Annotated in this window: 23 protein-coding genes; 9 read left to right on the top strand and 14 right to left on the bottom strand. The window is 60.4% G+C overall.

Going from position 1 to position 23,603, the window contains the following annotated elements; all coding sequences use genetic code 11:
* The 9 genes from EC86_RS0111235 to EC86_RS0111195 form a co-directional block, all read right to left on the bottom strand.
* A complete protein-coding gene (locus EC86_RS0111235) occupies positions 1-714 on the bottom strand; it encodes a GntR family transcriptional regulator (RefSeq protein WP_029525723.1) in 714 nt (237 codons plus the stop codon).
* Positions 711-1,595, bottom strand: a complete 885-nt coding sequence (locus EC86_RS0111230) for an ABC transporter permease (protein WP_029525722.1) — start codon at positions 1,593-1,595, stop codon at positions 711-713. Before EC86_RS0111230 ends, EC86_RS0111235 begins: the two co-directional genes overlap by 4 nt.
* A gap of 2 nt (positions 1,596-1,597) precedes the next feature.
* The gene (locus tag EC86_RS0111225; RefSeq protein WP_029525721.1) at positions 1,598-2,512 is read right to left on the bottom strand and encodes an ABC transporter permease; all 915 of its coding nucleotides are present in this window, start codon (positions 2,510-2,512) and stop codon (positions 1,598-1,600) included.
* Between the two features lie 151 nt (positions 2,513-2,663).
* Positions 2,664-3,953: an ABC transporter substrate-binding protein gene (locus tag EC86_RS0111220; RefSeq protein ID WP_029525720.1), complete on the bottom strand. Its 1,290-nt coding sequence runs from the start codon at positions 3,951-3,953 to the stop codon at positions 2,664-2,666.
* 92 nt (positions 3,954-4,045) lie between these two features.
* A complete protein-coding gene (locus EC86_RS0111215) occupies positions 4,046-5,119 on the bottom strand; it encodes an ABC transporter ATP-binding protein (protein ID WP_029525719.1) in 1,074 nt (357 codons plus the stop codon).
* A 191-nt stretch (positions 5,120-5,310) separates the two neighbouring features.
* Positions 5,311-5,508, bottom strand: coding sequence for a YgaP family membrane protein (locus tag EC86_RS0111210; protein ID WP_029525718.1), 198 nt, complete (start codon positions 5,506-5,508; stop codon positions 5,311-5,313).
* 107 nt (positions 5,509-5,615) lie between these two features.
* Positions 5,616-6,284 (bottom strand): Crp/Fnr family transcriptional regulator, encoded by a 669-nt coding sequence (locus EC86_RS0111205; protein WP_036772119.1) that lies wholly within the window; start codon positions 6,282-6,284, stop codon positions 5,616-5,618.
* Positions 6,281-6,565, bottom strand: a complete 285-nt coding sequence (locus EC86_RS0111200) for a hypothetical protein (protein WP_029525716.1) — start codon at positions 6,563-6,565, stop codon at positions 6,281-6,283. The genes EC86_RS0111205 and EC86_RS0111200 overlap by 4 nt, the downstream gene beginning before the upstream one ends.
* Complete coding sequence (locus tag EC86_RS0111195) at positions 6,549-6,845, bottom strand: BrnT family toxin (RefSeq protein WP_029525715.1); 297 nt, start codon at positions 6,843-6,845, stop codon at positions 6,549-6,551. The genes EC86_RS0111200 and EC86_RS0111195 overlap by 17 nt, the downstream gene beginning before the upstream one ends.
* A 165-nt stretch (positions 6,846-7,010) precedes the next feature.
* Here EC86_RS0111195 and EC86_RS0111190 point away from each other — a divergent pair, with 165 nt between their 5' ends.
* On the top strand, positions 7,011-7,310 hold the full coding sequence (locus EC86_RS0111190; RefSeq protein WP_029525714.1) for a hypothetical protein: 300 nt from the start codon (positions 7,011-7,013) through the stop codon (positions 7,308-7,310).
* 256 nt (positions 7,311-7,566) lie between these two features.
* On the opposite strand, the gene EC86_RS28795 is transcribed toward EC86_RS0111190, so the two are convergent.
* Positions 7,567-8,931: a hypothetical protein gene (locus EC86_RS28795; protein WP_156955302.1), complete on the bottom strand. Its 1,365-nt coding sequence runs from the start codon at positions 8,929-8,931 to the stop codon at positions 7,567-7,569.
* Between the two features lie 593 nt (positions 8,932-9,524).
* Between EC86_RS28795 and EC86_RS28790 the strand changes: the two genes are divergently transcribed.
* The 3 genes from EC86_RS28790 to EC86_RS0111170 all read left to right on the top strand — a co-directional run bounded on the left by EC86_RS28790 (position 9,525) and on the right by EC86_RS0111170 (position 12,188).
* A complete protein-coding gene (locus EC86_RS28790) occupies positions 9,525-9,686 on the top strand; it encodes a hypothetical protein (protein WP_156955301.1) in 162 nt (53 codons plus the stop codon).
* 96 nt (positions 9,687-9,782) lie between these two features.
* The gene (locus tag EC86_RS0111175; RefSeq protein WP_156955300.1) at positions 9,783-10,532 is read left to right on the top strand and encodes a leucine-rich repeat domain-containing protein; all 750 of its coding nucleotides are present in this window, start codon (positions 9,783-9,785) and stop codon (positions 10,530-10,532) included.
* 3 nt (positions 10,533-10,535) lie between these two features.
* Positions 10,536-12,188 carry a 3'-5' exonuclease gene (locus tag EC86_RS0111170; protein WP_029525711.1) on the top strand — a complete coding sequence of 551 codons (1,653 nt, stop codon included), beginning with the start codon at positions 10,536-10,538 and terminating at the stop codon, positions 12,186-12,188.
* A gap of 73 nt (positions 12,189-12,261) precedes the next feature.
* Here the strand turns inward: EC86_RS0111170 and EC86_RS26100 are convergent, their stop codons facing one another.
* Positions 12,262-12,522 (bottom strand): type II toxin -antitoxin system TacA 1-like antitoxin, encoded by a 261-nt coding sequence (locus EC86_RS26100; RefSeq protein WP_084181545.1) that lies wholly within the window; start codon positions 12,520-12,522, stop codon positions 12,262-12,264.
* 338 nt (positions 12,523-12,860) lie between these two features.
* Between EC86_RS26100 and EC86_RS0111160 the strand changes: the two genes are divergently transcribed.
* The 3 genes from EC86_RS0111160 to EC86_RS0111150 are packed head-to-tail and all read left to right on the top strand — an operon-like array spanning position 12,861 to position 17,465.
* Complete coding sequence (locus tag EC86_RS0111160; protein ID WP_029525709.1) at positions 12,861-15,866, top strand: tubulin-like doman-containing protein; 3,006 nt, start codon at positions 12,861-12,863, stop codon at positions 15,864-15,866.
* Positions 15,867-15,912: 46 nt separating this feature from the next.
* The gene (locus tag EC86_RS0111155; RefSeq protein ID WP_029525708.1) at positions 15,913-16,305 is read left to right on the top strand and encodes a hypothetical protein; all 393 of its coding nucleotides are present in this window, start codon (positions 15,913-15,915) and stop codon (positions 16,303-16,305) included.
* A gap of 32 nt (positions 16,306-16,337) precedes the next feature.
* Positions 16,338-17,465: a TAXI family TRAP transporter solute-binding subunit gene (locus tag EC86_RS0111150; RefSeq protein ID WP_029525707.1), complete on the top strand. Its 1,128-nt coding sequence runs from the start codon at positions 16,338-16,340 to the stop codon at positions 17,463-17,465.
* 285 nt (positions 17,466-17,750) lie between these two features.
* Here the strand turns inward: EC86_RS0111150 and recJ are convergent, their stop codons facing one another.
* Complete coding sequence (gene recJ / locus EC86_RS0111140; protein WP_029525706.1) at positions 17,751-19,493, bottom strand: single-stranded-DNA-specific exonuclease RecJ; 1,743 nt, start codon at positions 19,491-19,493, stop codon at positions 17,751-17,753.
* Positions 19,494-19,530: 37 nt separating this feature from the next.
* Positions 19,531-20,511, bottom strand: a complete 981-nt coding sequence (locus tag EC86_RS0111135; protein ID WP_029525705.1) for a hypothetical protein — start codon at positions 20,509-20,511, stop codon at positions 19,531-19,533.
* Between the two features lie 33 nt (positions 20,512-20,544).
* Here EC86_RS0111135 and EC86_RS0111130 point away from each other — a divergent pair, with 33 nt between their 5' ends.
* Together EC86_RS0111130 and lolD are read left to right on the top strand one after the other, a co-directional pair.
* On the top strand, positions 20,545-21,801 hold the full coding sequence (locus tag EC86_RS0111130; RefSeq protein WP_029525704.1) for a lipoprotein-releasing ABC transporter permease subunit: 1,257 nt from the start codon (positions 20,545-20,547) through the stop codon (positions 21,799-21,801).
* Between the two features lie 117 nt (positions 21,802-21,918).
* Positions 21,919-22,716 (top strand): lipoprotein-releasing ABC transporter ATP-binding protein LolD, encoded by a 798-nt coding sequence (gene lolD, locus EC86_RS0111125; protein WP_084181543.1) that lies wholly within the window; start codon positions 21,919-21,921, stop codon positions 22,714-22,716.
* Positions 22,717-22,808: 92 nt separating this feature from the next.
* On the opposite strand, the gene EC86_RS0111120 is transcribed toward lolD, so the two are convergent.
* On the bottom strand, positions 22,809-23,303 hold the full coding sequence (locus tag EC86_RS0111120; protein WP_029525702.1) for a hypothetical protein: 495 nt from the start codon (positions 23,301-23,303) through the stop codon (positions 22,809-22,811).
* Positions 23,304-23,603 lie beyond the last annotated feature (300 nt).

Genomic DNA, 23,603 nt, shown 5'->3' with positions numbered 1-23,603 from the left:
TCAGGCTGCCACGGCAAACAGCGTGGACAGGTCGGATGTCCTGTCCGGCGGAGCGATGAATCGCAGTTGCGATTCAAGCTGGAGCAGATGGCCCTGCATGCGGCGTCCGGCCTCTGGCGCATCGCGCAGGCGCATGGCATCGAGCAGCGCGCGGTGTTCGCGGCAGCCGCACGTCGCCGCTTCTTCAGGGTTGCGCTCAGTGGCCGTGCTGTAGGCCATCAGGATGAGCGAGGTGCGCGAAATCAGCTCGCGCAGGATGCGGCCCAGCGTCTGGTGGCCGGCGCGCTCGGCAATTTGCAGGTGAAAGTCGCCCGACAGCCGGATGGCGCGGCGCAGGTCGCCGGCCAGGCGCGCGCTTTCTTCCTCGTCGATGCAGAGCCTGAGCCGCGCCATGTCGGCTTCGCTGGCATAGGCAATGAACCGCGCCACCAGCGTGGGCTCGATCATCCGGCGCACCTCGAAGACTTCGCGCGCCTCCTGCGCGGTGGGCTGGGTGATGGTGGCGCCGCGATGCGGCGTGAGCGTGACCACCTGCTCGTTCGCCAGGCGCACCAGCACCGGCCGGATGCGCGTGCGTGACACGCCGAAGGCGGTGGCCAGCTTGTCTTCCCCCAGCTTGGTGCCCGGCGGCAGGCGATGGTCGAGGATGGCCGAGATGACGCGCTCGTAGATGTCGCTGTCGCTCAGCGGCATGGCGGGCGCTGCGTTGCTCATCGCGCGCCTTTCTTTTGCCGGCTTCCCAGCCACCAGGCCAGGCCGATGGCCAAAGCCATCACCAGCAGCGACACCACGGTGGTCACCGTGCCCAGCGCGTAGATCGACGGCGTGGTGACGGTGGAAGTCAGCCCCTGCAGTTCCAGCGGCAGGGTGTTGACATCGCCAATCGCCTGCGAGGTGCGGGCAATCTCGTCCCAGCTCAGCGTGAAGCCGAACATGCCGATGCCCACCACCGACGGCGCGATCAAGGGCAGCACGACATGCCGAAACCCCTGCCACGGCGTGGCGCCCAGGTCGCGCGCCGCCTCTTCATAAGCCGGGTTGAAGCGGTTGAAAATCGCGAACATGATCAGCAGGCCAAACGGCAGCGTCCAGGTCAGGTGCGCGCCCAGCGCCGAGGTAAACAGGCCCAGCGCCGTGCCGTATTCCTCCAGCGTGCCGGTCATGCCAAAAAACGCCAGAGCCTGCTTGATGCCGGTGTCCAGCAGCCGGAACTCCAGCCCGATGCCCAGCGAGACAATGATGGACGGCATGATCAGGCTGGCCACGACGATCAAAAAGAGCGTGTTGCCGCCGGCCAGCTTCTTGCGAAACGCCAGCCCGGCCAGCACCGAGAACACCACGGTCAACACCATCACCGCCAGCCCCAGCCCCAGCGAGCGCCAGAGCGCCGCGCCGATATCGACCACGCCCAGCCCTTCGGCCAGCTTGTGGAACCAGTGCAGCGACACGCCGCGCAGCGGAAAGGTCAGCCCGCCTTCGGGCCCCTGGAAACTCAGCACCACGATGACCAGCATCGGGCCATACAAAAACAGCACGAACAGCGCAAAGAACAGCGCCAGGAACCAGAAGGCGGCGGGGCGTTTGTCGGCGTACATGGCTAGAGTTCCTTGCGAATATCGACCAGCCGGGTCAGCGCCGCGATGATCATGAGCACCAGCGCCAGCAAGATGACCGCATTGGCCGCCGCCAGCGGAAACTGCAAATACGAGGTTTGCACCTGGATGATCTTGCCGATGGAGGCGATCTGCTGGCCGCCCATCACGCCGATGGTCACGAAGTCGCCCATCACGATGGTGATGACGAAGATCGAGCCAATGATGATGCCGGTACGGCACAAGGGAATGATGACGTTCCACAGCGTCTGCCAGCTGGAAGCGCCGCTGTCGTTGGCCGCCTCGATCAGGCTGCGGTCGATGCGCATCATCGAGTTGAAGATCGGCACGATCATGAACATGGTGTAGAGGTGCACAAACGCCAGCACCACTGAAAAATCGGAAAAAAGCAGCCATTCGATGGGCTGGTTCACCACGCCCAAGCCGACCAGGCTCTGGTTGACCAGGCCATTGCGCCCCAGCAGCGGCACCCACGAGATCATTCGGATCACGTTTGAGGTCCAGAACGGAATGGTGCACAGGATGAACAGCAAGGTCTGCACGCCGGACGAGCGTACATGGAAGGCCAGAAAGTAAGACACCGCGAAGCCGGTCACCAGCGTGATCAGCCAGACCAGGAAGCTGAACTTGAAGGTCGAAAGATAGGTCTTGAAAGTCACGCACATCTCGTTCGTGTTGCCGCAGCCTTCAAAGATGGAAACGTAATTTTTCAGCGTGAAGCCGGGCAGCAACTCGTATTCATTGAAGTCCCAGAAGCTGACCATCAGGATCAGCGCCAGCGGAATCAAAAAGAACAGCACGAACACCGCCGTCAGCGGCAGCGCCTGCCACCAGGCGGCCAGCGACCGGCCGGGGGCCCGGGTGGGGCTGGAATGGGCGGTGATGGCAGGAGCGCTCATAAAAATCCAGTTCAATGAACAAAAATATGCAAGCGAAGCGAGCCGGATCAACCCAGTGACGGCGAGGAACCGGCTTTGCCGGGCCGCAGCGGTCGCCCCCTGCAAGGGGGGAGGCCGCTACACGCAGTGAGCGGCAACGGGGGTGTACTTATCAAGCAGCCACGAACTCATTCCATTTCTGGACCATGTAGTTGTTCTCGTCCATCAGCGCGTTCCAGCAGGCAATGCTGCCCATGCGCGCCTCGTAGCTGCCGCCGTCGCGGATCGCACCGGTTTTGGCCAATACGTCCCCGGTCGGGCTCTTGATGTCCTGGCTGGCGGGCTTGCCTTCCATCCAGTAGGCCCATTCGTAGGCTTCCATCTTGGATTTGGCAGTATCCAGCACGGCGCTGTAATAGCCCTGGCGGTTCAGGTAGGCGCCCGCCCAGCCGTCGAGGAACCAGTTGATGAATTCATAGGCGCCGTCCTGCTTGCGGCCCGACAGCGTTGCCGGCAAGCCAAAACCGGCGGCCCAGGCGCGGTAGCCTTCTTTCAATGGCTGGAAGTTGCAGGCAATGCCCTTGGTGCGCACGGCGGTCACGGCCGGGCTCCACATCGACTGGATCACGACCTCGCCCGACGCCATCAGGTTCACCGACTCGTTGAAGTCCTTCCACAGGCTGCGGAACTGGCCGGCCTTCTTCGCCTCGATCAGCGTCTTGATCGTCAGGTCGACTTCCGGCTTGGTCATGTTGCCCTTGTCGGGGTATTTGTACAGGCCCAGCGCCTCGACCACCATCGCCGCGTCCATGATGCCGATGGACGGAATGTTCAGGATCGCCGCCTTGCCCTTGAATTCGGGGTTCAGCAGTTCGGCCCAGGAATTGATCGGCCGCTTGATCAGGTCGGGGCGGATGCCCAGCGTGTCGGCGTTGTACACCGTGGGGATCAGCGACATGAACTGTGTCGGGCTCTTGGCAAAGACCTTGCTTTTCTCGCCTTCGAGGTAGATCACCTTCTTGGGGGCCGTGCCCTGGTCGCCGACGGCCTTGCCGCCCACCATGCCGGTGGTGAACAGCGGCGTGATCTTGTCGGCATTCTTGATGCGCTTGACGTCGATGCCCTTCAGGTTGCCGGTCGGCACGATTTTCTTCAGCGAGAAGTATTCGGTGTCGATCAAATCGAAACTGTTGGGCGCGGTCACCGCGCGCTTGGTCACGTCGTCGGTGGTCACGGCCACGTACTGGATTTTGATGCCGGTGTCTTTTTCAAACTTCGCGGCAATCGCCTTGTCCTGGTTCACCGCGGTGCCCAGGTAGCGCAGCACGATTTTTTCCTGCGCATGCACGGCCGGCGCCATGCCGGCGGCCAGGATGCCGGCCATTCCGGCGGTGCCCTTGAGCAGGGCGCGGCGCTGCAGGCCGGCGGCAGCGTCTTTTGGGTCGTGAAAAGAGTCGGACATGGTGAAAGCTCCTGGTGGCGTGTGGATCTTCTTGCGAAGAGGCGGGTGGAAATTGAAGAAAAAAGGAGGCGGAGGTTCAGGGGAGAACAGGTTCAGGCGGTGGCCGTGACCGGCGCGCAGCGCTCGGCCTGCAAGGGGTGCGCCGCCTCGGGCGTCCACGACAGTTGCACTGCTTCGCCCAGCGCATAAGGCCGCGCCGCGAAGGCCGCCTCGGACACCATCACCGACAGCTCGGCCGTGGTGTGCGCGGTCTGCGACACGCACGGGTTCTGCAGGCCCAGCAATACATAAGTGCCCTGGTATTCGACATCGGTGATCACGGCGCGCTGGTTGTGCAGCCCGTCGGGCGCGGCCTGGCTGGCGGGCGTCAGCTGCATGTGGTCGGTGCGAACGCCGATTTTTCCGGCGGGCGTGTCCAGCACGTTGTGCCCGCCCATGAAGCGCGCGACAAATTCACTGGCCGGGCGGTTATAAATCTCGTGCGGCGAACCGACCTGCTCGATCAGGCCCTGGTTCATGACGACCATGGTGTCGGCCAGCGCCATCGCTTCTTCCTGCGAATGCGTGACGTGGATGAAGGTCAGGCCCAGTTCCTTTTGCCAGCGGCGCAACTCGGCGCGCATCTGGATGCGCAAAAACGGGTCGAGCGCCGACAGCGGCTCGTCAAGCAGCAGCACCTTGGGCTGGGTGATCAATGCCCGCGCCAGCGCCACGCGCTGCTGCTGGCCGCCCGAGAGTTCGGCCGGCTTGCGTTCGGCCAGCGCGCCCATCGCGACCCGGTCAAGCAAATCCCTGGCGCGGGCCAGCCGCTCGGCCTTGCCGACGCCCTTCATCTTCAGGCTGAAGGCCACGTTGTCGAGCGCCGACAGGTGCGGAAACAGCGCAAAACTCTGGAACATCATGGCCGTGCCCCGACTGGCGGCGGGCAGGTCGGTGATGTTGCGGTTGTCCAGCAAAATGTCGCCGCTGGTCACGGACTCGTGGCCGGCGATCATGCGCAGCGTGGTGCTTTTGCCGCAGCCCGACGGCCCCAGCAGGCAGCAGTAGCTGCCGCTGGTGATGCGCAGGTTGATGCTGTCCACCGCCGGGCTGCCTTGCGCGTAGCGTTTGGTCAGGGCGACCAGTTCAATGGCGGCGGGGCTGGAATGGAGTGTGGCGGCATTCATGCGAACCACACTTGCAAAACGTGTGCCAGCCCTTGTGTACGGTCTAATCCGCAGATTGTGTACAAAATTGCACAGGCTTAGTGCAATCGGCCAGGCCGAGGGCAATTGTGGTGCGCGGCCTGCACGCCAGCGGGGCAAGCCATTGAAAACGGCCTCTTCAAAGGCCGTGGGTGCGCGGTGCGCTGAAGCGGTCAGCTTCTGTTTTTCACCGCGCAGGTGTTCCAGCCGAAAAGCGCATAAGGCGGGCACCAGCCGATCAGGCCGGTGGCCAGCGGCACCACGCCGAGCCAGCCCCACACGCCGATGGTGCCGGACACGCTCAAGCCGATCAGCACCAGGCCGATGGCGATGCGAAGGATGCGGTCGATGCCGCCGACGTTGGATTTCATGGCTGTTTTCCCTGAAGTGAAGTGGTTGATGGCTTGAATTGGACTCGTCAACGCGCTGCGGGTCTGTGACATAGGTCACGCAAACCCGCAGCCTTCATTCGCAGAGATCAGGCGGGCAGGCCGGCGGCCACGGCGCGCAGGGCGGCGCTGTCCAGGATGTGGATGCGCTCGCGCGCCAGTTCCAGCCAGCCTTCGCGCTCGAAGCGGCGCAGCAGGCGCGAGACGATCTCGCGCACCGTGCCCAGTTCGTCCGCCAGCGCCTGATGCGTCAGCGCCAGATTCGGCCCCCGTCCCAGCAGCGCGGCGGCCAGCCGCTGGTCCAGCCGTTGAAACGCCACCGCGTCGATCAGGCCGGTAAGGTCGGCCATGCGTTCGGCGAACAGGCCCAGCACCTCATTGCGAAAGGCCGGGGTTTCCAGCCAGCGGTTGAATACGTCGGGCGAGATCATCAGCAAGGTGCTGGCCCGGGTCGTCACGCCATGCGCCGACAGCGGCTGCACACGAAACAGGCAAGCCGACGACACCAGGCAGAGCTCGCCCGGCACCACCCGGTACAACTCCAGCGAACGGCCATCGCCCGAACTGCGCGACACCTTGATCTCGCCGTGCAGCACCAGTGGAAAGCCCTGGCAGGGGGTGTTTTCAGTGAACAGCACCGTGCCGGCTGGAACGCTGACGGGCGCGATGGCCGGATGCAGGCCGGCCAGCGACGGCTGCACCTGCGCCAGGGCGGGGTAAAGCGTGGCGGGGGCGGGCAGGGCGGGCGCTGGCGTCATGAGGAAGAAGTGGGGCGCTCTGTCAAGCGGCCCGTTACGTACTTGTGCAGCACGCTGGCAATGAGCGTTTGATAGGGAATGCCTTCTTCCAGCGCCTTGACCTGAATGTCGGAAAGGTCTCCCGACGATAGCCGGATGTTGACCCGGCGGTCTTTCAGTGCGGTGGCTCTGGCAGCCGCCTTGAATTTGGCCAACTCGCTTTTGCTGGCGATGGACTTCAGTTCGCCTTGCTCAAAGGCTTGAAGAAGTTCGCTGTCTTCGTGATCAATTTGGCTGGGCATCGTCGGCTCCTTGGTTCAAGTAGTCTCTGGCCGCCTTGCGGCTGGGGATGACGGTTTTAAGAAAGAAATAGTCGTCCTCCTCGACGAACGGAATTAGGTAGGCGTAACTGTCATGGGCGACGACCAGGATTCGTTGCCGGGGGTATTTTTGCTCGTTGGGATGGGCAAGGATGTCGAGCAGGCCGCCCCCTTCAATGGCAACGACCATGCTTTCAAAAGACACGCCTCGTTCTTTCTTGAGTACATCGTTCTTCTCGGGGTTCCAGCGGAAAGGCTTCATGGTGCGATGTTAGTGTAATGTGTGCCTTTTGTCATCAATTTTCAGCGTGGAGCGCGGGTGCTGGCTCTGGCGTTATGAAGCGGTGGCGGTTACATAATGTTTGCTGTCACGCGGTATCAGTCACAAATGCAGCCTTCACCACCCAAAAGCAAGAAAGAACCCTTGATGGCCGACAAAGAACGCAATGCGCTGATTCCGTTACCGTCTGGCGGGCTGGAGAACATCGGCAGCGGCCCGAAAAGCATCCTGTCCGGGATGGTGTCCGACGCGCTGGCTTTGGCGCGAGTACGGGAAAAGTTACCAGACAGAATAATCATATATACCAAGGAAGAGTGGATGCGAATAAACCCGTTTATGACGGAGGCCGAAGCGGAAGAGCTGGCAAAAATGCCACCCTTCAAGAAGAGCGATCAACCGCAGGAACCACCACACGACTATCCAATGGATGAAATTCTCGAGAACTGAACGAAGTCTCTACTGCTTTCGTCAAGGCAGGCCGATAGAGTGTTGTTTACAGGGCCAGTCCGCGCAACTTCACCGAACGTCCCTTGGTGACGTGGGATTAGGATGCTTCAGTGTCAGTAATCCGATTGTCAAACTCGACACTTTGACAATCTGAAGAGATTTGCCTGCTATCCGTCGGCTACGCTCAAAAACTCCCCCACTAAAAAATCAGCCCAGATTAATTTTCTAGGCGAGCAGAATTAGTTCAATAAAAACACTACACAGAAAATATATTTCTCGAAATTATCGTGTAGCTATTTTGTTGATTGTATATTTTTTTCTTTATAGGGTCATAAAAATAGTGGGTAATTTCATGGCGATTGAATATATCCGGATTTAGCTTAATTCCCGCATAAGGATTATGATGAATCTGTAATCCATCTAGGTGAGTTTCAAAATGTTCGTCATTGAGCTTAATGTCCATTATTAAACCTTTTTCTTCATGAAAACGACTAACCCTGATATCTCTTGGCAATTCAGTTTGAGTTATCGCTTTGCCAATAGTTGCTATTGAAGAAAAAATGACGGCACTAATCTCCTTAAACTTATCATTTTTGAATAAACCCAAATCTAGAAGCTTCAATTCATTTTTCATAACAAAAGGAACAGAGGCCTCTTGAAGCCCATTGCTAGAATCGATACCTTGGCCGTATAGTACTCGTATAATTGCCTCATTATTTTGCATAAAGAATAATGGCTGCTCAAATGGTGCGACAGCAACAACAAATGGTTTGCCTTTTACGTGCTCAAATTCGGAATATTTTTCGATGTACTTTTTGTGTTTTTCTGTGATGGAATTCAATATCCGTACACACGCAAAACTTATGAAGTGCTTGTCATCTATTACGTTATTTGTTCTGCTTTTGCTAAACCATTCTGGATCAGAATTTTCAGCATGATTGGCGGTAACTGCCTCAATAATGACGACCTCACCACGTTCAGATTTAACCGTAAAGTCGGGACTTGCTTTGGAGAAGTCTGCAGATAACTTTAGATCTTTAAAGCACTGAAATAAGTAAAGCTCCCAAAAGGATGAATTAAATGTTGTCTGAAATTCGTAATTAAATTTATTATCTCGATCTTCAAATCCACCTGCCCAGCGTGAAATAACATCCCGTATAGGTATGTTTTCTTCGCTTAACAAGAATTTAAAGTTGGGATTTAACTTGCTCTCTTTAGCAATAACTTTAAATAATTTAAGGGGTTTTGAGGCAATTTTAATATCACTATTGGCGTAATACCTTCCGAGTTTATAGTGGTGAAGTATATATTCGACAATAGATATCCGAACTATTGCAGCGGCTTCTATGCCGACACGCTCCGACAATGCCATTGTTAGAAGCAGAAGAAACTGTTGAGGACCATCCCGGCCGTCAACATTATCCCAACTTTTATTCAAAGCTCCGCTATATTCGCTTTCATTTATATAAAAACTCTTAATCCGATCTTTTATAAAACTAGACGCATCTTTAGCTGCATCAAGTTCTTCAAGGATAAATTGCAATGCAACTTTTTTACTATCCTTTTTTGACTCAATAATATGAATCAATTTCACTGCAGCTAAATCAATAATTTTTTGCATTAATGTTCCTGATTTTTCGACATGGACCCTCGGATGCAATGCTATTAAGTTAAGCCTTGAGTCACCGAAAGAATGCTCGTAAGTTGTTGATTTATAAGAGCTTAGAACGCTGGCTTCGGCTCAATTTAATGGCATTGCGGAGGGGAAAGGGTCTAACGAAAATAGTTAAGTATCGTTGTTCGCTTGAGCGTAAGTTTTTGCTCAACCATTCAAGGCAAACCTGAAATTTAGCGGATCAAGACTTTCTGCTGTCACAGCCAAGCACGGTCTTCTTAAAGTCCCGACAAATGCAGTGTGTTTTCCGGGATTTTTTCTGACTTGGCAGGCGTGCAAGCGGGGACAGTTCTGCCAAGTTTTTAATTAAATATGGCGCTAAAGCACGCTGGATATGCGTAGCAAGCTATTAAATTAGTAGCTGTTTAGAGGCTAAAACGGCGAGTGGCCACCGAATTCACGACCTACAAGCCGCAGCGGCAAACGCGCTGGATGTCACATAATGTTTCGTGGACTGCCGTATCCGTTGCCTATAACCCCGGATGCTGTCACGCCCTGCGATGCCGTCCTCACCACCCAAAAGCAAGAAAGAACCCTTGATGACCGACAAAGAACGCAATGCGCTGATCCCGTTACCGTCTGGCGGGCTGGAGAACATTGGCAGCGGACCGAAAAGCATCCTGTCCGGGATGGTGTCCGACGCGCTGGCTTTGGTACGGGCGCGAGAAAAGTCGCTGGCGGCAGCGCGTTTTCGCATCTGAGAGTATGAATTTCGTGATCCGGATTACAGGCAGATTTTGATTTGGGCGAAGGCGTTCGAGGTTGAGTCAGAAGTTTTTGTTGAGGTGGTTGAGTCCTTGTCTTACAAATTTGTTGGTGAAGAAATAGCGTTCTTAGTTGAGGATGGAAGAATTGTCACTTTGGTATGGGACTTCAATCTTTTGCCAATTTCGGTATTTGAATGGGTGGATGGGCTGGGAATTAAAAAACTTGCCTTCATGGGGAAGAGTACCGCGCAACTAGCTCTTCGCATGCCATCGCTGGATAGACTGTACTGCTCAAGTATTGGATTGAATGAACTTGATCTTTCGGCGGTGCCCGCGTTAACAGTGCTTCGGTGCGGCGACAACCAGCTCGATGAACTCGATCTTTCGGCGGTGCCCGCGTTAACTTCGCTTTCGTACAACAACAACCAGCTTGATGAACTCGATCTTTCGGCGGTGCCCGCGTTAACTTACCTTTGGTGCAGCAGCAACCAGCTTGCGGAACTCGATCTTTCGCCGGTGCCCGCATTAACTTCGCTTTCGTGCGACAACAACCAGCTTGTTGAACTCGATCTTTCGGCGGTGCCCGCGTTAAATTGGCTTTTGTGCGACAACAACCAGCTCGTTGAACTCGATCTTTCGGCGGTGCCCGCGTTAACTGAGCTTTTGTGCGACAACAACCGACTCGTTGAGCTAGATCTTTCGACGGTGCCCGTGCTATGTGAGCTTTCGTGCTGTAACAACCAACTCGTTGAACTCGACATTCGAGGGCTTGGACATTTGTGGATTTTTTACTGCGATCCATCCATCACCCTCAAAAAACTCCCCACCCAGAATTTCTAAAAAATGAATAGCAAAGAATGGGTGTTAATAGACACCGAAACCACCGGCATCACCGCGCCGATTTTTGTCGTTGAACTTGGCGCGCAAAGAATGCGCGGCTGGCTGCCCGAAGGGCCGCCTTTTCGCCGGCTGCTCAATCAAAACCTGGACATTCCCCCGGCGTCTTCCCGTGTTCACGGCTACACGCGGGAAATCCTGGAGCGCGACGGGGAACCGGCCGCTGTCGTCTATCGCGACTTCGCCGCCTACGCGGGTGGCCTGCCGCTGGTGGCGTTCAATCTGGAATACGATCTGGACGAGGTGCTGTTGCCCGAATGGAAGCGGCTGGGCATCACGCCGATGGTGAGCGCCGGGTTTTGCGCGCTGCGGCTGGCGCAGCGCCTGCTTGACCCGGTGCCGGCGGGCAATTGCAAGCTGCAAACCCTGCGCCAGTATTACCGTCTCCCTGAACGCGGCGCGCACACCGCGCTGGGCGATGTTGAAACCGTCGTCGATCTGATGGCCAAGGTGCTGCGTCCGATTGCCGAGCAGCGCCAGCTCGATTCATGGGCCGGTATTTGCGCCTATGCCAAAGCTGAATGGTTTCCGTCGCGCATTGCCTTTGGTAAATTCAAGGGCCGCCAGGTGCAGGACGCCCGCACCGACAGCGCCTTGCGGGGCTGGCTGCAGTGGCTGTCGAACGCTGCGAATTCGCGCAGCGCCAGCATGGGCCGCTGGTATCTGCAGCAGCTTGAGTGTGTTGATGACCAGGGCGAAACCCCTGTCACGGTGACGGCGGCAGCCAGCGGCAATATGCCACCCGTCGCCGGATCAGCCGCCCCGCAGGCGGGCGTCGTGGTGTTTGTCAACCCCGAAATCGGCCCTTTGCGCCAATTGATTGCCGCCGCGCGCGCGCAACTGGCGGAACTGGAAGCGGGCTACATGCAAGACCGCCACGCCGTTGACCTGACGCAGGCGGCCATTTTTAACTTGGTGCGCGGGCATTACCAACAACGGGACCGGCTCAAACTGGTGATTGACTACCGAAGCCTCTACCTCAAAACCCTGCTGCGCAGCGGTGAAGACGAAGCGGCGCAGGTGAACGAAGACTACGCCCAGGCCAAGGCCCAGTCCGACGCCCACTATGAACAAGCCCAGACGGCCGCAGCCAGCCGCAGAGCCTTGAGCGGCGACGAAGAAGCGGAACTCAAGACGCTGTGGAAAAAGCTCGTTCGCCTCTACCATCCTGACCGTTTTGCGCACCAGCCCGACAAGCTGGAAACCTACCACCACCTCACCAGCGCCATCAACCAGGCGCGGGAAAACGGCGACATGGCGCGCCTGCGCGAGATTGCCCACGACCCGCACGGTTTTATCTTGCGTCACGGCTGGGTCAGCCTGGATTTCGGGGAGGAGGCTGAACTGAAAAACCTGCGTCGTTTGCTGGACACGCTCCAGCTGGAGATCGTGACCACGCTGGATTCACGCAATGCGCTGCATGAGAGTGCCGAGTTTGAACTGTGCCAGTTGTGTACGCAGACGCCCGGTTTGCTCGAAGAAGTCGCCGCCAGTCAGAGGGAAGCGATGGCCGCCGAGATCGCCGAACTGCAAGCGCAGGCAAAGCAACTCGAAGCCGACATTGCAGAGTTGACGGGCGAAGATGCTGCGATTGAATAGGGCTGGCCTTATTGGCTGACTTCGACGGCATCGGCAGCCTGCGGTTTGCTGACTGCCTCCAAGCCCGCTGTGCTCAATCCAGCACTCCCGGCTTGGAAAACAGGTTTTGCAGGCACGGCTTGGCCTGCACGGGCCGGTCAAGGGCTTGCTGGAATTCGTTCCACTGCGCATCGCTCAAGGGGAAGTCCCGCCGGTCAGCCAGCGTCTGATCGGCGGTGGCTCTGGCGACCGCCTTGAATTTGGCCAACTCACTTTTGCTGGCGATGGATTTCAGTTGGCCTTGCTCAAAGGCCTGAAGAAGTTCGCTCTCCTCGTGCTCAATCGGGGTGGGCATGGCAGATTCCTTTTTGATGTCTTGGCAAGTTTGGTGCTGTATTGAAAAATTGCGCGACAAAAAAGTGTCGCGCTTCTGTCGCGCTTTTGTCGCGCCTGGGCTTTTGCGTGAAGCCATGGGGGCGTTGCCGGCGCAAGCGCCCGCATTGCCTCATCGGACAGGTTTTTAGGCGCATTTCACAAAAATTATGAGTCAAACAAGCTGCTTCCGCAGGTTGTATATGCATAAGCAGCTATCAAAAAAATAGCAAAAAACGCAATGGCTACCCACGGTACGACGCGAGCCATGGTCCATAATTGAAAATTTCCTCCATCAAAAAACCAGGGAGTTGGCGGCGCATGAATCACTTCATCATCGGGCTGGGCGGCACGGGGGGCAAAATCATCCGCGCCCTGCGCAAGAGCCTGTACCAGGAATTCCACGGCAGCGCGATTCCCGATGTCGGCATCGGCTACCTGTATGTCGATTCGTCCAGCGAAATGATGGGCATGGACGACCCGACGTGGAAGACGCTGGGCACGTCGGTGCAGCTGCCCAAGGCCAGCCAGCTGCTCATCACCGACGCCAATTTGACCTCGCGCCTGGACAACCTTGACAGCTACCCCGGCCTCAAGCACTGGCTGGGCAGCCCCGAGGCGTGGCGCGACATCCTCAACAGCATCGTCGGCGCCACGCTGGGCGGGCAAAAGCGCCGGCTGGGCCGCTTCTTGTTTGCCTGCAAGGCGTCTAACTACCGCGAACAGGTGCAAACGCAGGTCAAGCTGCTGCAGCAAAGCGGCGAGACGGACGTGACCTTTCACATCGTGCTCGGGCTGGCCGGCGGCACGGGCAGCGGCAGCGTGATCGACGCGGTGGCGCAGCTGCGCGACCTGTACCCCGATTCGCGGCGCTTTCGCATCCTGGTCTACGCGCTGCTGCCCGACGCCTACCCGCACCCCAACTGGGACACGGGCAACTACCACGCCAACGGCTTTGCCGCGCTGACCGAACTCAACGCCATGTCGGTCGGCAGCTACCGGCCCTACGACGTGACCGGCGTGAAGGAGCGGCTTACGCTGAACGACCCGTTCAACGGCTGCTTCGTCTTCACCAACGAGAACGAAAACGGGCTGACGGTCGATGTGGACAAGGATTTGCCGGGCATCGTCGCCGACTTTTTGTACCAGAAGATCGTCGCGGTCCACAACGTCAACTGGGCGTCGCTGGGCCGCATGGAGAATGCCGAGAACGGCGACGGCTCGCCCGAGACCGCGCCGCAGGGCCGCATGCCCGAGCGCTCGAAGCGCTTCTTGACCTTCGGCATCAAGCGCCTGGCGATTCCGGAAGAGGAAATCAGCGAGTATTTGACCTACAGCTTTGCCCGGCAGGCAGCGCTGCAGCTGCGCTTCAACCACTGGCAGTCTTCGACGGGCTTCATCGACGAGCCGCGCAAGCAGGACTTTCACGAGTTCGTGCAGCAAAAGGAAACGCAGCAGCGCTGGCTGCTGTCGGACGACCACCTGACGCTGGCGCTGGGCATTTTGCCCGAGGACGTGGCCAACAAACGATGGAAGTCGTTCACCGGCGAGTGGGAAGCGGTGATCCCGAATTTCAAGTCGCTGGTGCGCGAGCGTGAGCAGGCGACCTGGCTCGACGAGCTGACCAAGCTGTGCGAAAAGCGCTTTCAGGAGGACTACCGCACGCTGGGCGTTCCGGGCTTTTACCGCACCAAGCTCAAGGCGCGAAAAGACATGGCGCGCGAGATTCGCAGCCGTATCGAGCAGGAACTGGTGAACGAATGGAAGGTCGGCGCCAAGTCTGCCTGGGACGTGTCGCGCCTCCTGATTGCCCTGACCGAGACGCTGGACGAGCGCCTCAAGGCCTGCGACGAGAACGTGGTGCGCGCCCGCAACGCCGAAGAGCAAGCCCAGTCGCGCGTGCTGGGCAACCTGCAGAAATGGTCGGGCATGAGTTTGCTGTCCAGGCACTTGCTGGGAACGCCCGACAGCCTGCTCGATGCGCAAGGCGTGCATCTGCAGGAAATGTATGTGTACCGCACGCGCGCCGAAGGCTGGGGCTTTGCCAAGGCGCTGCTGATGGAGGTGATTGCCGAGATCACGGATTTGAAGGGCGAGGTGGACCGCGTGGCCAACACGCTGCAGCAATCGCTGAAAAAGTTCGAGACCGGCATCCAGGCGCGGCTCAACGACGCCGGCTCGGGCGACCTGCGCCAGCACCTGATCCGCTTTTACGACCCGCTGCAGGTCAAGTCCGTCAGCCGCCGGCTGGTGCTCGACGAGGCTGAGCAAAAGACGCAGACCGGCCGGGTGCGCGCCGCGCTGGTCGAGAAAATCGGCCCGGATGGCGGTTTTGCGCAGTTCAACCAGCGCGTGCCGGAATCGACCTTCCTCGATGTGCTGGAGACGGTGTGCGAGGACAACGCCCACATCGCGCACCAGAACCTGGTGCAAAACCCCAAGGAGCGGCTGCTGGGCATGTCGATCATCGACAAGCTGCGGGACCGCTACGGCGCCGACCCGCAGGAGCTGAAAAGCTATGTCAGCGACCTGGTCAGCCGCGCCGGCAACTTCATGGCGCTGGAACCGCTGGAAATCCACCGCGCCGCGCCGGGCATTGCGGTGGGCGTGCCGACGGCCATCAGCAAGTTCACCGTCATCCTGCCGCGTGCGCCCGAACAGGCGGAATTTTCCACAGTGCTGAAGGGCGCGCTGCGCGAGGCCCGGACCGGCGACGTGGAAATCATCGAGTCCGATGGCCGGCCGAATGAAATCACGCTGGTGTCTATCACCAACCTGCTGCCGCTGCGCTATTTGAAGCCGCTCAAGTTCCTGGAAGAAAAATACCGCCGCCGCATCGACACCGGCGGCGCGCGCGCCCGGCTGGAGTTGCACACCGAAGGCGACGGCAGCGCCTGGCCGCGCCTGTTCGTGGCGTCGAGCGCCGAGGTGCGGTTGCAGGCGCTGCCTTACCTGCTGCTGGCCAAGGCGCTGGGTTTGATCCACGAAGGCAAGAACCCGGCGACGGGCGCGGATGAGGTGCTGCTGCTGACCAAGGACGCCGACGGTTTCGACAACGACCCGGTGGCGCTGGGCAAGAGCTTTGTCGCCAGCGCCGAGGGCATCGACCTGGACACGCTGCACACCGTCAAGTCGGTGTGCAACGCCATGCTGGCCGGCGCCGGCTATGCGCACCAGGACAGGCGCGGCGAGGTGCAGCGGGCCATCCTGGCCGAGGTGGAAAGCATCAAGGCGGCGCGCGGCGGCAACATCCAGGACGAGACTTACCGCCGCTTCCTGGACGCCGGGCGGCGCGCCGTGGCGATCCTCAAAGGTGAAGCGGCCTGATCCGCTGCTTTTTTGCAATCTTTATAACAACAGGAGGAACGTCCCGATGGCATCTTTCACCGGCAAATCCGGCAAGTGTTCGAACTTTGGCAACTGTTCGCTGGCCGATGCGCGCACCACGGTTGACGTGCCCAACGGGCAGGATTTTGTTTGCACCGAATGCGGCAAGCCGCTGCTGCTGATGGACGCCGGCCCGCAGGCGGGTGGCAACTCGAAGGCGCTGGCCGTGGGCGCATTGCTGCTGGTGCTGCTGCTCGCCGCAGGCGGCATTGGCTGGTCGCTGATGAAGAAGGCCCCGGCGTCTGAGCCGGCACCGCCCGTGGCTGTCGAGCAGCCCCAGGCGCCGCCCAAGGTCGAGCCCGCCGCCCAGCCGCCAGTCAGCGGCAACTGTTCGGAAGCCGACGAGCGCGTCGGCCTGTGCCGCCGTCCTGCCCAGTAAATCCTTTCAATATCTCCACAGGGTTAGCAAAAATGAACCAGTCACCGAAAAAATGGACGCGCGGCTTGATCGTTCTGGCGGGCATTTGCGCCGCCGCTGCAGCGCTGCCGGCCAGCGCCGAGAGCATCGTCACGGGCGGCAAGACGGGAACCTACTACGCCATCGGCAACAACCTGCGCGATTTCGTCAACCCGGCGCTGGAAGTGAAAGACTCGCGCGGCTCGTGGGCGAACGTGGAAGACATGAGCCGCACCAAGGGCGTGACGCTGGCCATCGTGCAGTCGGACGTGTATTCGTCGTTCGTGCAGTTGCGCGACTCGAAGGATGTGCCCGAGGCCACGCGCCGCGAATATGCGCAGCTGCTGGCTAATTTGCGCGTGTTCATGCCGCTGTACAAGGAGGAAATCCACTTCCTGGTGCGCAAGGACGACCCGATGGAGTTCATCCACCAGATCAAGGGCAAGCCCTTGTGGATGGATGTGGAGAAAAGCGGCACCTACCTGACGGCGCTGAACATCTACAGCAAGCTGTTCCAGGAGCGGCCGAACGCCGTCGAGCCCTTCATCAACACCACCGCCACGGGCGAGGACGAAGGCACCAAGCGCCGCCGCTCGGCGCTGATGTCGCTGAGCGACCCGGCGTATTACAAGGCCTATCCGAAAATTGATGTGATGGTGCTGGTGGGCGGGCAACCGCTGGCGCTGCTGGAAAAAAACATGCCGCCCAACTTGAAACTGCTGAAGTTCGATGCGTCGCAACCCGGCGCGGCCAAGGTGCTGCAGGATTACCAGAAGGCGGCGATTCAAAAAGCCAGCTACCCGCTGCTCAATATCGCGGGCAACGAGTCGGCCACGCTGGCAGTGGACTCGTATTTGATCACCGCCAATTTCGCCGACCCGCAGCGCAATCAGTTCATCAAGGACTTTGCTGACCAGTTTTGCAGCAAGTTCGGTTTATTGCAGGAACGCGGCCATGCCAAGTGGAAATCCTTGAGCTGGCAGCCGGGGTCAAGCCTGCCGCCGGTGGCCGCAGGATGGCAGTATTCCGACAAGGTCAAAGCGGAGTTGGCCAATTGCCGGGGCGGTACCGCAACAGCGACGACGACCGCCAAACCCAGCGCCTGCAGCCCTCAGGACCGCGTGACGGGGCTATGCCGCTGATTTTTGGATGAAAAACGGCGCTTGCGCATGATGGGCGTGCGCAAGCAGCTATTGAATTGGTAGCGGTTCCTGGCTTGTGCGTTTGCCGTCTTTCAGCGCAGTCCGAAATAAGACAGGATGACGCCGATGATGACGACGAGACCGACGATGTAAATGATGGTGTTCATGATTTCCTCTCTGGGACACTGGACGCACCAAGACGGGCTCCTTATGAACATCGATCATTGCCGCCGGGGCGGTTTGCGGCTGTAGGCAGCCCGACTGAAAAATCGTCGGACAAATCCCTTACAGCTTTGGGGGCTGAATTTCCGCCGCTTCGATGAGAAACTGAACGCGCCGCACGCCTTTCCACTCATTGGTATCGAGCCGAAACGCCAGCGTGACGCGCGCGGGCAGGGCGTCGGTGTGGCCGAACCAGATGCCGTCCACCGGCTCTCCCCGATGTTTGAGCTTGAGCGACAAATGCTTGTCGTCACCCACCAGCCGCTGCGAGATCACCTCGACCTCTTCGCTGAAGGTCGGCGCGGCAAAACCCTGGCCCCAGACTTCCTTGTGCAGCGTATCGACCAGGTCGGCGCGGCGGTATTCGGGCGCCAGCGGGCCGTCGGTGTCCAGGCGGCGCATCAAGGTGGCGGCGTCCAGCCACTCGCGCGCGACCTGCTGCAGGCCGTGCTCGAACAGCTCGAAATTTTCCTCGCCAATCGTGCAGCCGGCCGCCATCGCATGGCCGCCAAAACGCAGCAGCACGCCCGGATGGCGCTTGGCGACCAGGTCAAGCGCGTCGCGCAAATGGAAACCCGGAATCGAACGGCCCGAGCCTTTCAGCTCATGCTCCTTGCCCGGCGCCTGGCTGGCAGCGAACACGAAGGTCGGCCGGTGCAGCCTGTCCTTGATGCGCGAGGCGACGATGCCTACCACGCCTTCATGGAATTCCGGGTCGAAGATCGCAATCGCCGGCGGCGGTTCCTCGTCCTCGTCGATCATCGCGTCGGCGGCCAGCTGCGCCTGGTCGCGCATGCTTGATTCGATGCTGCGGCGTTCGCGGTTGATGCTGTCGAGCAGCGTGGCCAGCTCGTCGGCCCGTGCCGCATCATCGGTCAGCAGGCACTCAATGCCCAAGGTCATGTCGGCCAGACGGCCGGCGGCGTTGATGCGCGGGCCGAGCGCAAAGCCGAAATCGAAGGTGGTCGCCGTCGTCGCCACGCGGCCGGCGGCCTTGAACAGGGCGGCGATGCCGGCGGGCAGCACGCCAGCCCGGATGCGCTTGAGCCCCTGTGCGACCAGCCGGCGGTTGTTGGCGTCGAGTTTCACCACATCGGCCACCGTGCCCAGCGCCACCAGCGGCAGCAGCGTGTCGAGCTTGGGCTGCTCGCTGGCGGTGAAGGCGCCGCGCGCGCGCAACTCGGCGCGCAGCGCCAGCAGCACATAGAACATCACGCCGACGCCGGCAATCGACTTGCTTTCAAAGCTGCAGCCGGGCTGGTTCGGGTTGACGATCACGTCGGCGTCGGGCAGGCCGATCTGCTCGTTGAACAGCGCGGGCAGGTGGTGGTCGGTCACCAGCACCTGCATGCCCAGCGCCCTGGCGCGCGCCACGCCGTCGATGCTGGCAATGCCGTTGTCCACGGTGACCAGCACATCGGCACCCAGGGCTTTCACCCGCTCGGCAATCGGCGCGGTCAGGCCGTAGCCGTCGATGATGCGGTCGGGCACCAGGTAGCTGACGGTCCGGGCGCCCAGCAGTTTCAAGCCGCGCAGCGCCACGGCGCAGGCGGTGGCGCCGTCGCAGTCGTAGTCGGCGACCACGCAGATGTTCTTGTTGGCGGCCATGGCATCGGCCAGCAGCATGGCCGCTTCGCGCGCTCCCTTGAGTGACGACGGCGGCAGCAGCCGCGCCAGTCCGTCGTCGAGTTCGTCGGGTCCGTGGACGCCGCGCGCGGCATACAGCTGCGCCAGCAAGGGATGGATGCCGGCCTGCTGCAGCGCCCAGACGCTGCGCGGGGGCACGTCGCGTACCTGGATTTTCATGATGTGCTGCCTGAAGAATGAATGGATACTATGATTTTCATAGCTGCTTGAGCACGTCCAGCGTGCGCAAAGGGCTGAAAAGGCTTGAAATTTTGTTCCACAGGCCAGCGCGGTGCGTCTCGAAGGTCTTGGCGCTGCTGTCGCCGCACAAGGTCAGCCGCACCGACTCGCCGGCGCGCTGCCGGGCCAGCATCGCGGCAATGTCGCCAGCCTCCAGCGTGGCCCAGGCCTGCGCATAGCCGGCCCAGTCTTCCCGGAAAACCGCCTCTGCCAGGCTGCGTGGCACGCTGACCTGCGGCCCTTGCCCTGATGGCATGGCCGGGGCAGGCAATGCGCCGGTGCCGCTGATCCAGAACGAATTGACCGGCAACTGGCGCCGAGTCTCCCGCTCGTCATTGAACGGATGCGTATAAAGCAGCATCTGCATTTCATTTTGCAAACGCCGCAAGGGGGCAGCGCTCTTCGTGTCCGGCAGCCACGCGTCCACGTTGCGCGCCAGCACCCGGTCTATCGACGCCGTCGGCAGGCCGCGAAACAGCTCGCCCTCGGCCAGCCAGCGCCCCGGCGTCTGGAAGTGCAGCGTGATGCCGTCGGTTTCAAAATAGGGCTGCATCAGCGCCAGCAGGCGGCGCGATTCGTCCTCCCGCAGATCAAGCAGCGCCGGGTCGCTCAGCGTCGCATGCAGGTGTCCCATGGCCCAGTGGCACGGCGTGATCCAGGCCCAGGCTTTGTCCGGACCGGCCTGCAGCCCTTCCATCGCCTCGCTGGCGGCCCACGGCAGCAGGCCGTCAAGGGTGTCCGGCGCGGCCAGGCCCAGGGCGCCGGCCAGGGCGCGCTCGTGCGGCGGCGACAGCGACTCGGCATCGCGGGTGTCGGTCTGCACCAGTTTCATGCCCTGCAGCAGCTGGCCAAGGCGCTTGAAGCGGTCCGGCGGCAGCGACTCCAGGGTGGGCAACCAGCCTTCGGCGCTGCAGGCGGCAAGGGGAATCAATAAATGGGGAGTCGAGTCAGGGCGCATCGGCCTATTGTCCGGGATGCCACAATCGCTGCCATGCAAATCCCCTATGAGCTGATTCTGGGCTGGCGCTACACCCGCGCCGGCCGCGCCACCCGGCGAAACGGTTTTATTTCCTTTATTTCAGGCGTCTCCATGCTCGGCATTGCGCTGGGTGTGGCGGCGCTGATCATTGTGCTCAGCGTCATGAACGGCTTTCAGAAGGAAGTGCGCGACCGCATGCTGGGCGTGATCTCGCACATCGAGGTGTTCGCGCCCGGCGGCGGGGCTCTAGCCGATCCACAAAAAACCCTGGCCGAGATACGGGCCAATCCGAATGTCGTCGGCGCTGCAACTTTCATAGCTGCCCAGGCCCTGCTGGCGCGTGGAGAGGACATGAAAGGCACCTTGGTCCGGGGCATTGACCCGCTGCTGGAGGGCCAGGTGACCGACCTGGCGGTGGCACTGGAAAAAACGTCGTTTCCCAAGCTCGTCAGCGGCGAATTCGGCGTGGTGCTGGGCGGCGAACTGGCCCGGGCCATGGGCGTTCGCGAAGGCGACAGCGTGACGCTGATCGCGCCCAGCGGCCAGGTCACGCCGGCCGGCGTCGTGCCGCGCCTGAAGCAGATGACGGTGGTGGGCACCTTTGACTCGGGCCATTTCGAATACGACTCGGCGCTGGTCATGATGCACCAGGACGACGCGGCGCGGATTTTCCGGCTCGAAGGGCCGACCGGCATCCGCATCAAGCTCAAGGATCTGCACCAGGCGCGGCAGGTGGCGCTGGAATTGTCTAAAACGCTGAGCGGCGACCTGCTGATCCGCGACTGGACGCGGCAGAACAAGACCTGGTTTGCCGCCGTCGAGCTGGAAAAACGCATGATGTTCATCATCCTGACGCTGATCGTCGCCGTGGCTGCGTTCAACCTGGTCAGCACGCTGGTGATGACGGTGACCGACAAGCGCGCCGACATTGCCATCCTGCGCACGCTGGGCGCCAGCCCGAAGAGCATCATGGGCGTGTTCATGGTGCAGGGCGCGATGGTCGGCGTGATCGGCACGCTGTCGGGCCTGCTGCTGGGGTTGGGGATTGCCGTGAACATCGATGTGATCGTTCCGGCGCTGGAGCGGCTGCTGAACGCCAGCTTTTTGCCGAAAGACATCTACCTGATCAGCCGCATGCCCAGCGAGCCGCAGTACAGCGACATCATGCCGATTGTGGTGATCTCGCTGATTTTGGCTTTTCTGGCCACCATTTATCCCAGCTGGCGCGCCAGCCGCGTCAATCCTGCCGAGGCCCTGCGCTATGAATAAGACCCCCACGCTCCCCACTTCGTGTGGTTCGCTGCCCCCCGAGGGGGCGCTGCGCTTGCGGTCCGGCGAAGCCGGTTCCGCGGCCCCTGCTTGCAAAAAATTCCTTTTGACACTGCCATGACCCTTACGCTTTCCACTTCGAGTGGTTCTCCGCCCCCCGAGGGGGCCGTTGCGCCTGCGGACTGGCAAAGCCAGATCCGCGGCTCCGACTTGGACGGACTCGGAGTTGTGCTCCCCGGCGAAGTCGTGCTGCGCGCCAGTGGCCTGACCAAGCGCTTCACCGAAGGCCGGCTCGACGTGACGGTGCTGCAGGGCGTGGACCTGCAGGTGCATCGCGGCGAGACGCTGGCCATCGTCGGCACGTCGGGGTCGGGCAAAAGCACGCTGCTGCACCTGATGGGCGGGCTGGATGCGCCGACCAGCGGGCAGGTCGAGCTGAAAGGCCAGGTGCTGTCCAGCCTGTCGCCCGCCGAACAGGGCGAGCTGCGCAACCGGCACCTGGGTTTTGTCTACCAGTTTCACCATTTGCTGCCCGAGTTCAGCGCGCTGGACAACGTCGCCATGCCGCTGTGGATTCGCCGCCAGGACCGCGCCCAGGCCTCGCAGGTCGCCCGCCGGATGCTGGCCAGCGTGGGGCTGGAGGACCGCATTCACCACCGGCCGTCCGAACTGTCGGGCGGCGAGCGTCAGCGCGTCGCGATCGCCCGGGCCCTGGTCACCCAGCCGGCCTGCGTGCTGGCCGACGAGCCGACAGGCAACCTGGACCGCTCGACGGCCGACGGCGTGTTCCAGCTGATGCTCAAGCTGGCCCGGGAACATGGCACGGCCTTTGTCATGGTGACGCACGACGAGGCGCTGGCGGCGCGCTGCGGGAGGCAGCTGCGGCTGGTGCTGGGAAAGCTGTCGGAAGCGTGAGCCCGCAAGTCTTCATGGCTGGCGCGGACAAAAGCCAACGGCCATAAAAAAAGACAGGCAAAGCCTGTCTTTTTCAAGAGCGCGGGAACCGCTTACTTGACGGTGGCGGCTTTCACATCAGCCTTGCCTTCGGCTTTCACGGCCGTGGTGGCCGATGCGGCGTTGGCCTTGTCCGCCGTGGCGTCAACCTTCACCTTGTCGGTCTTGGCGGTGGCATTGACGATGGCCTTGTCGGCTTTGGCATCGGCCTTGGCATCGACTTTTTCGGCATTGGCTTGTGCCGCTACCTTGTCTTTTGGCTCAGCTTTGGCAACCTTGGCATGGGCTTTTGCCTTGGTGTTTTTGGCTTTTGCGTGTGCCTTGGCCTTGGCATCGCCGGACTTCACTTCGGATTTTTCAACCTTGGCGTTGGCCTTGGCATCCACCTTGGCTTCGGATTCAACCGCCTTGACGGTGGCTTTGTCAGCCTTGACTTCTGCTTTCACGACGGCAGGCGTTGCAGGCGCAACCACTGGCGCGGCAGGCGCCTGGGCGAATGCACCGGAAACAAACAGACCGGCGATCAGGGAAGCGAGTAACTTGTTCATGGTAAGCCTTTAGTTAAAATTAATTGATACAACGGTATCGTTGTAATCAACCTATTAACGACCGTCCAGCCTAGCCAGTTGACGCTGTTTACATTACTTTGCAATTCGAATTCAGACATTTCTGCCGTGCAAGCGGTGACGGGTTGATGGCTTGCTGCGCCCAGGATGGCCCCTGGTCAACCGTTCCTCCCTGCTGAAATGGCACCCCTGAAGCATAATCACCGGTTGCGCGTCGCGCATTGCGGCAGCACGGCTCGCGCCTCAGTCGCGCTTGAATCTGGCATGCCAGTGTGCGGCAAG

The sequence above is a fragment of the Polaromonas glacialis genome (genome assembly GCF_000709345.1).
Taxonomy (GTDB): Bacteria; Pseudomonadota; Gammaproteobacteria; order Burkholderiales; family Burkholderiaceae_C; genus Polaromonas; species Polaromonas glacialis.
Note: the sequence above shows the minus strand (reverse complement) of the source record. Positions and strands in the feature narration are given on the sequence as shown.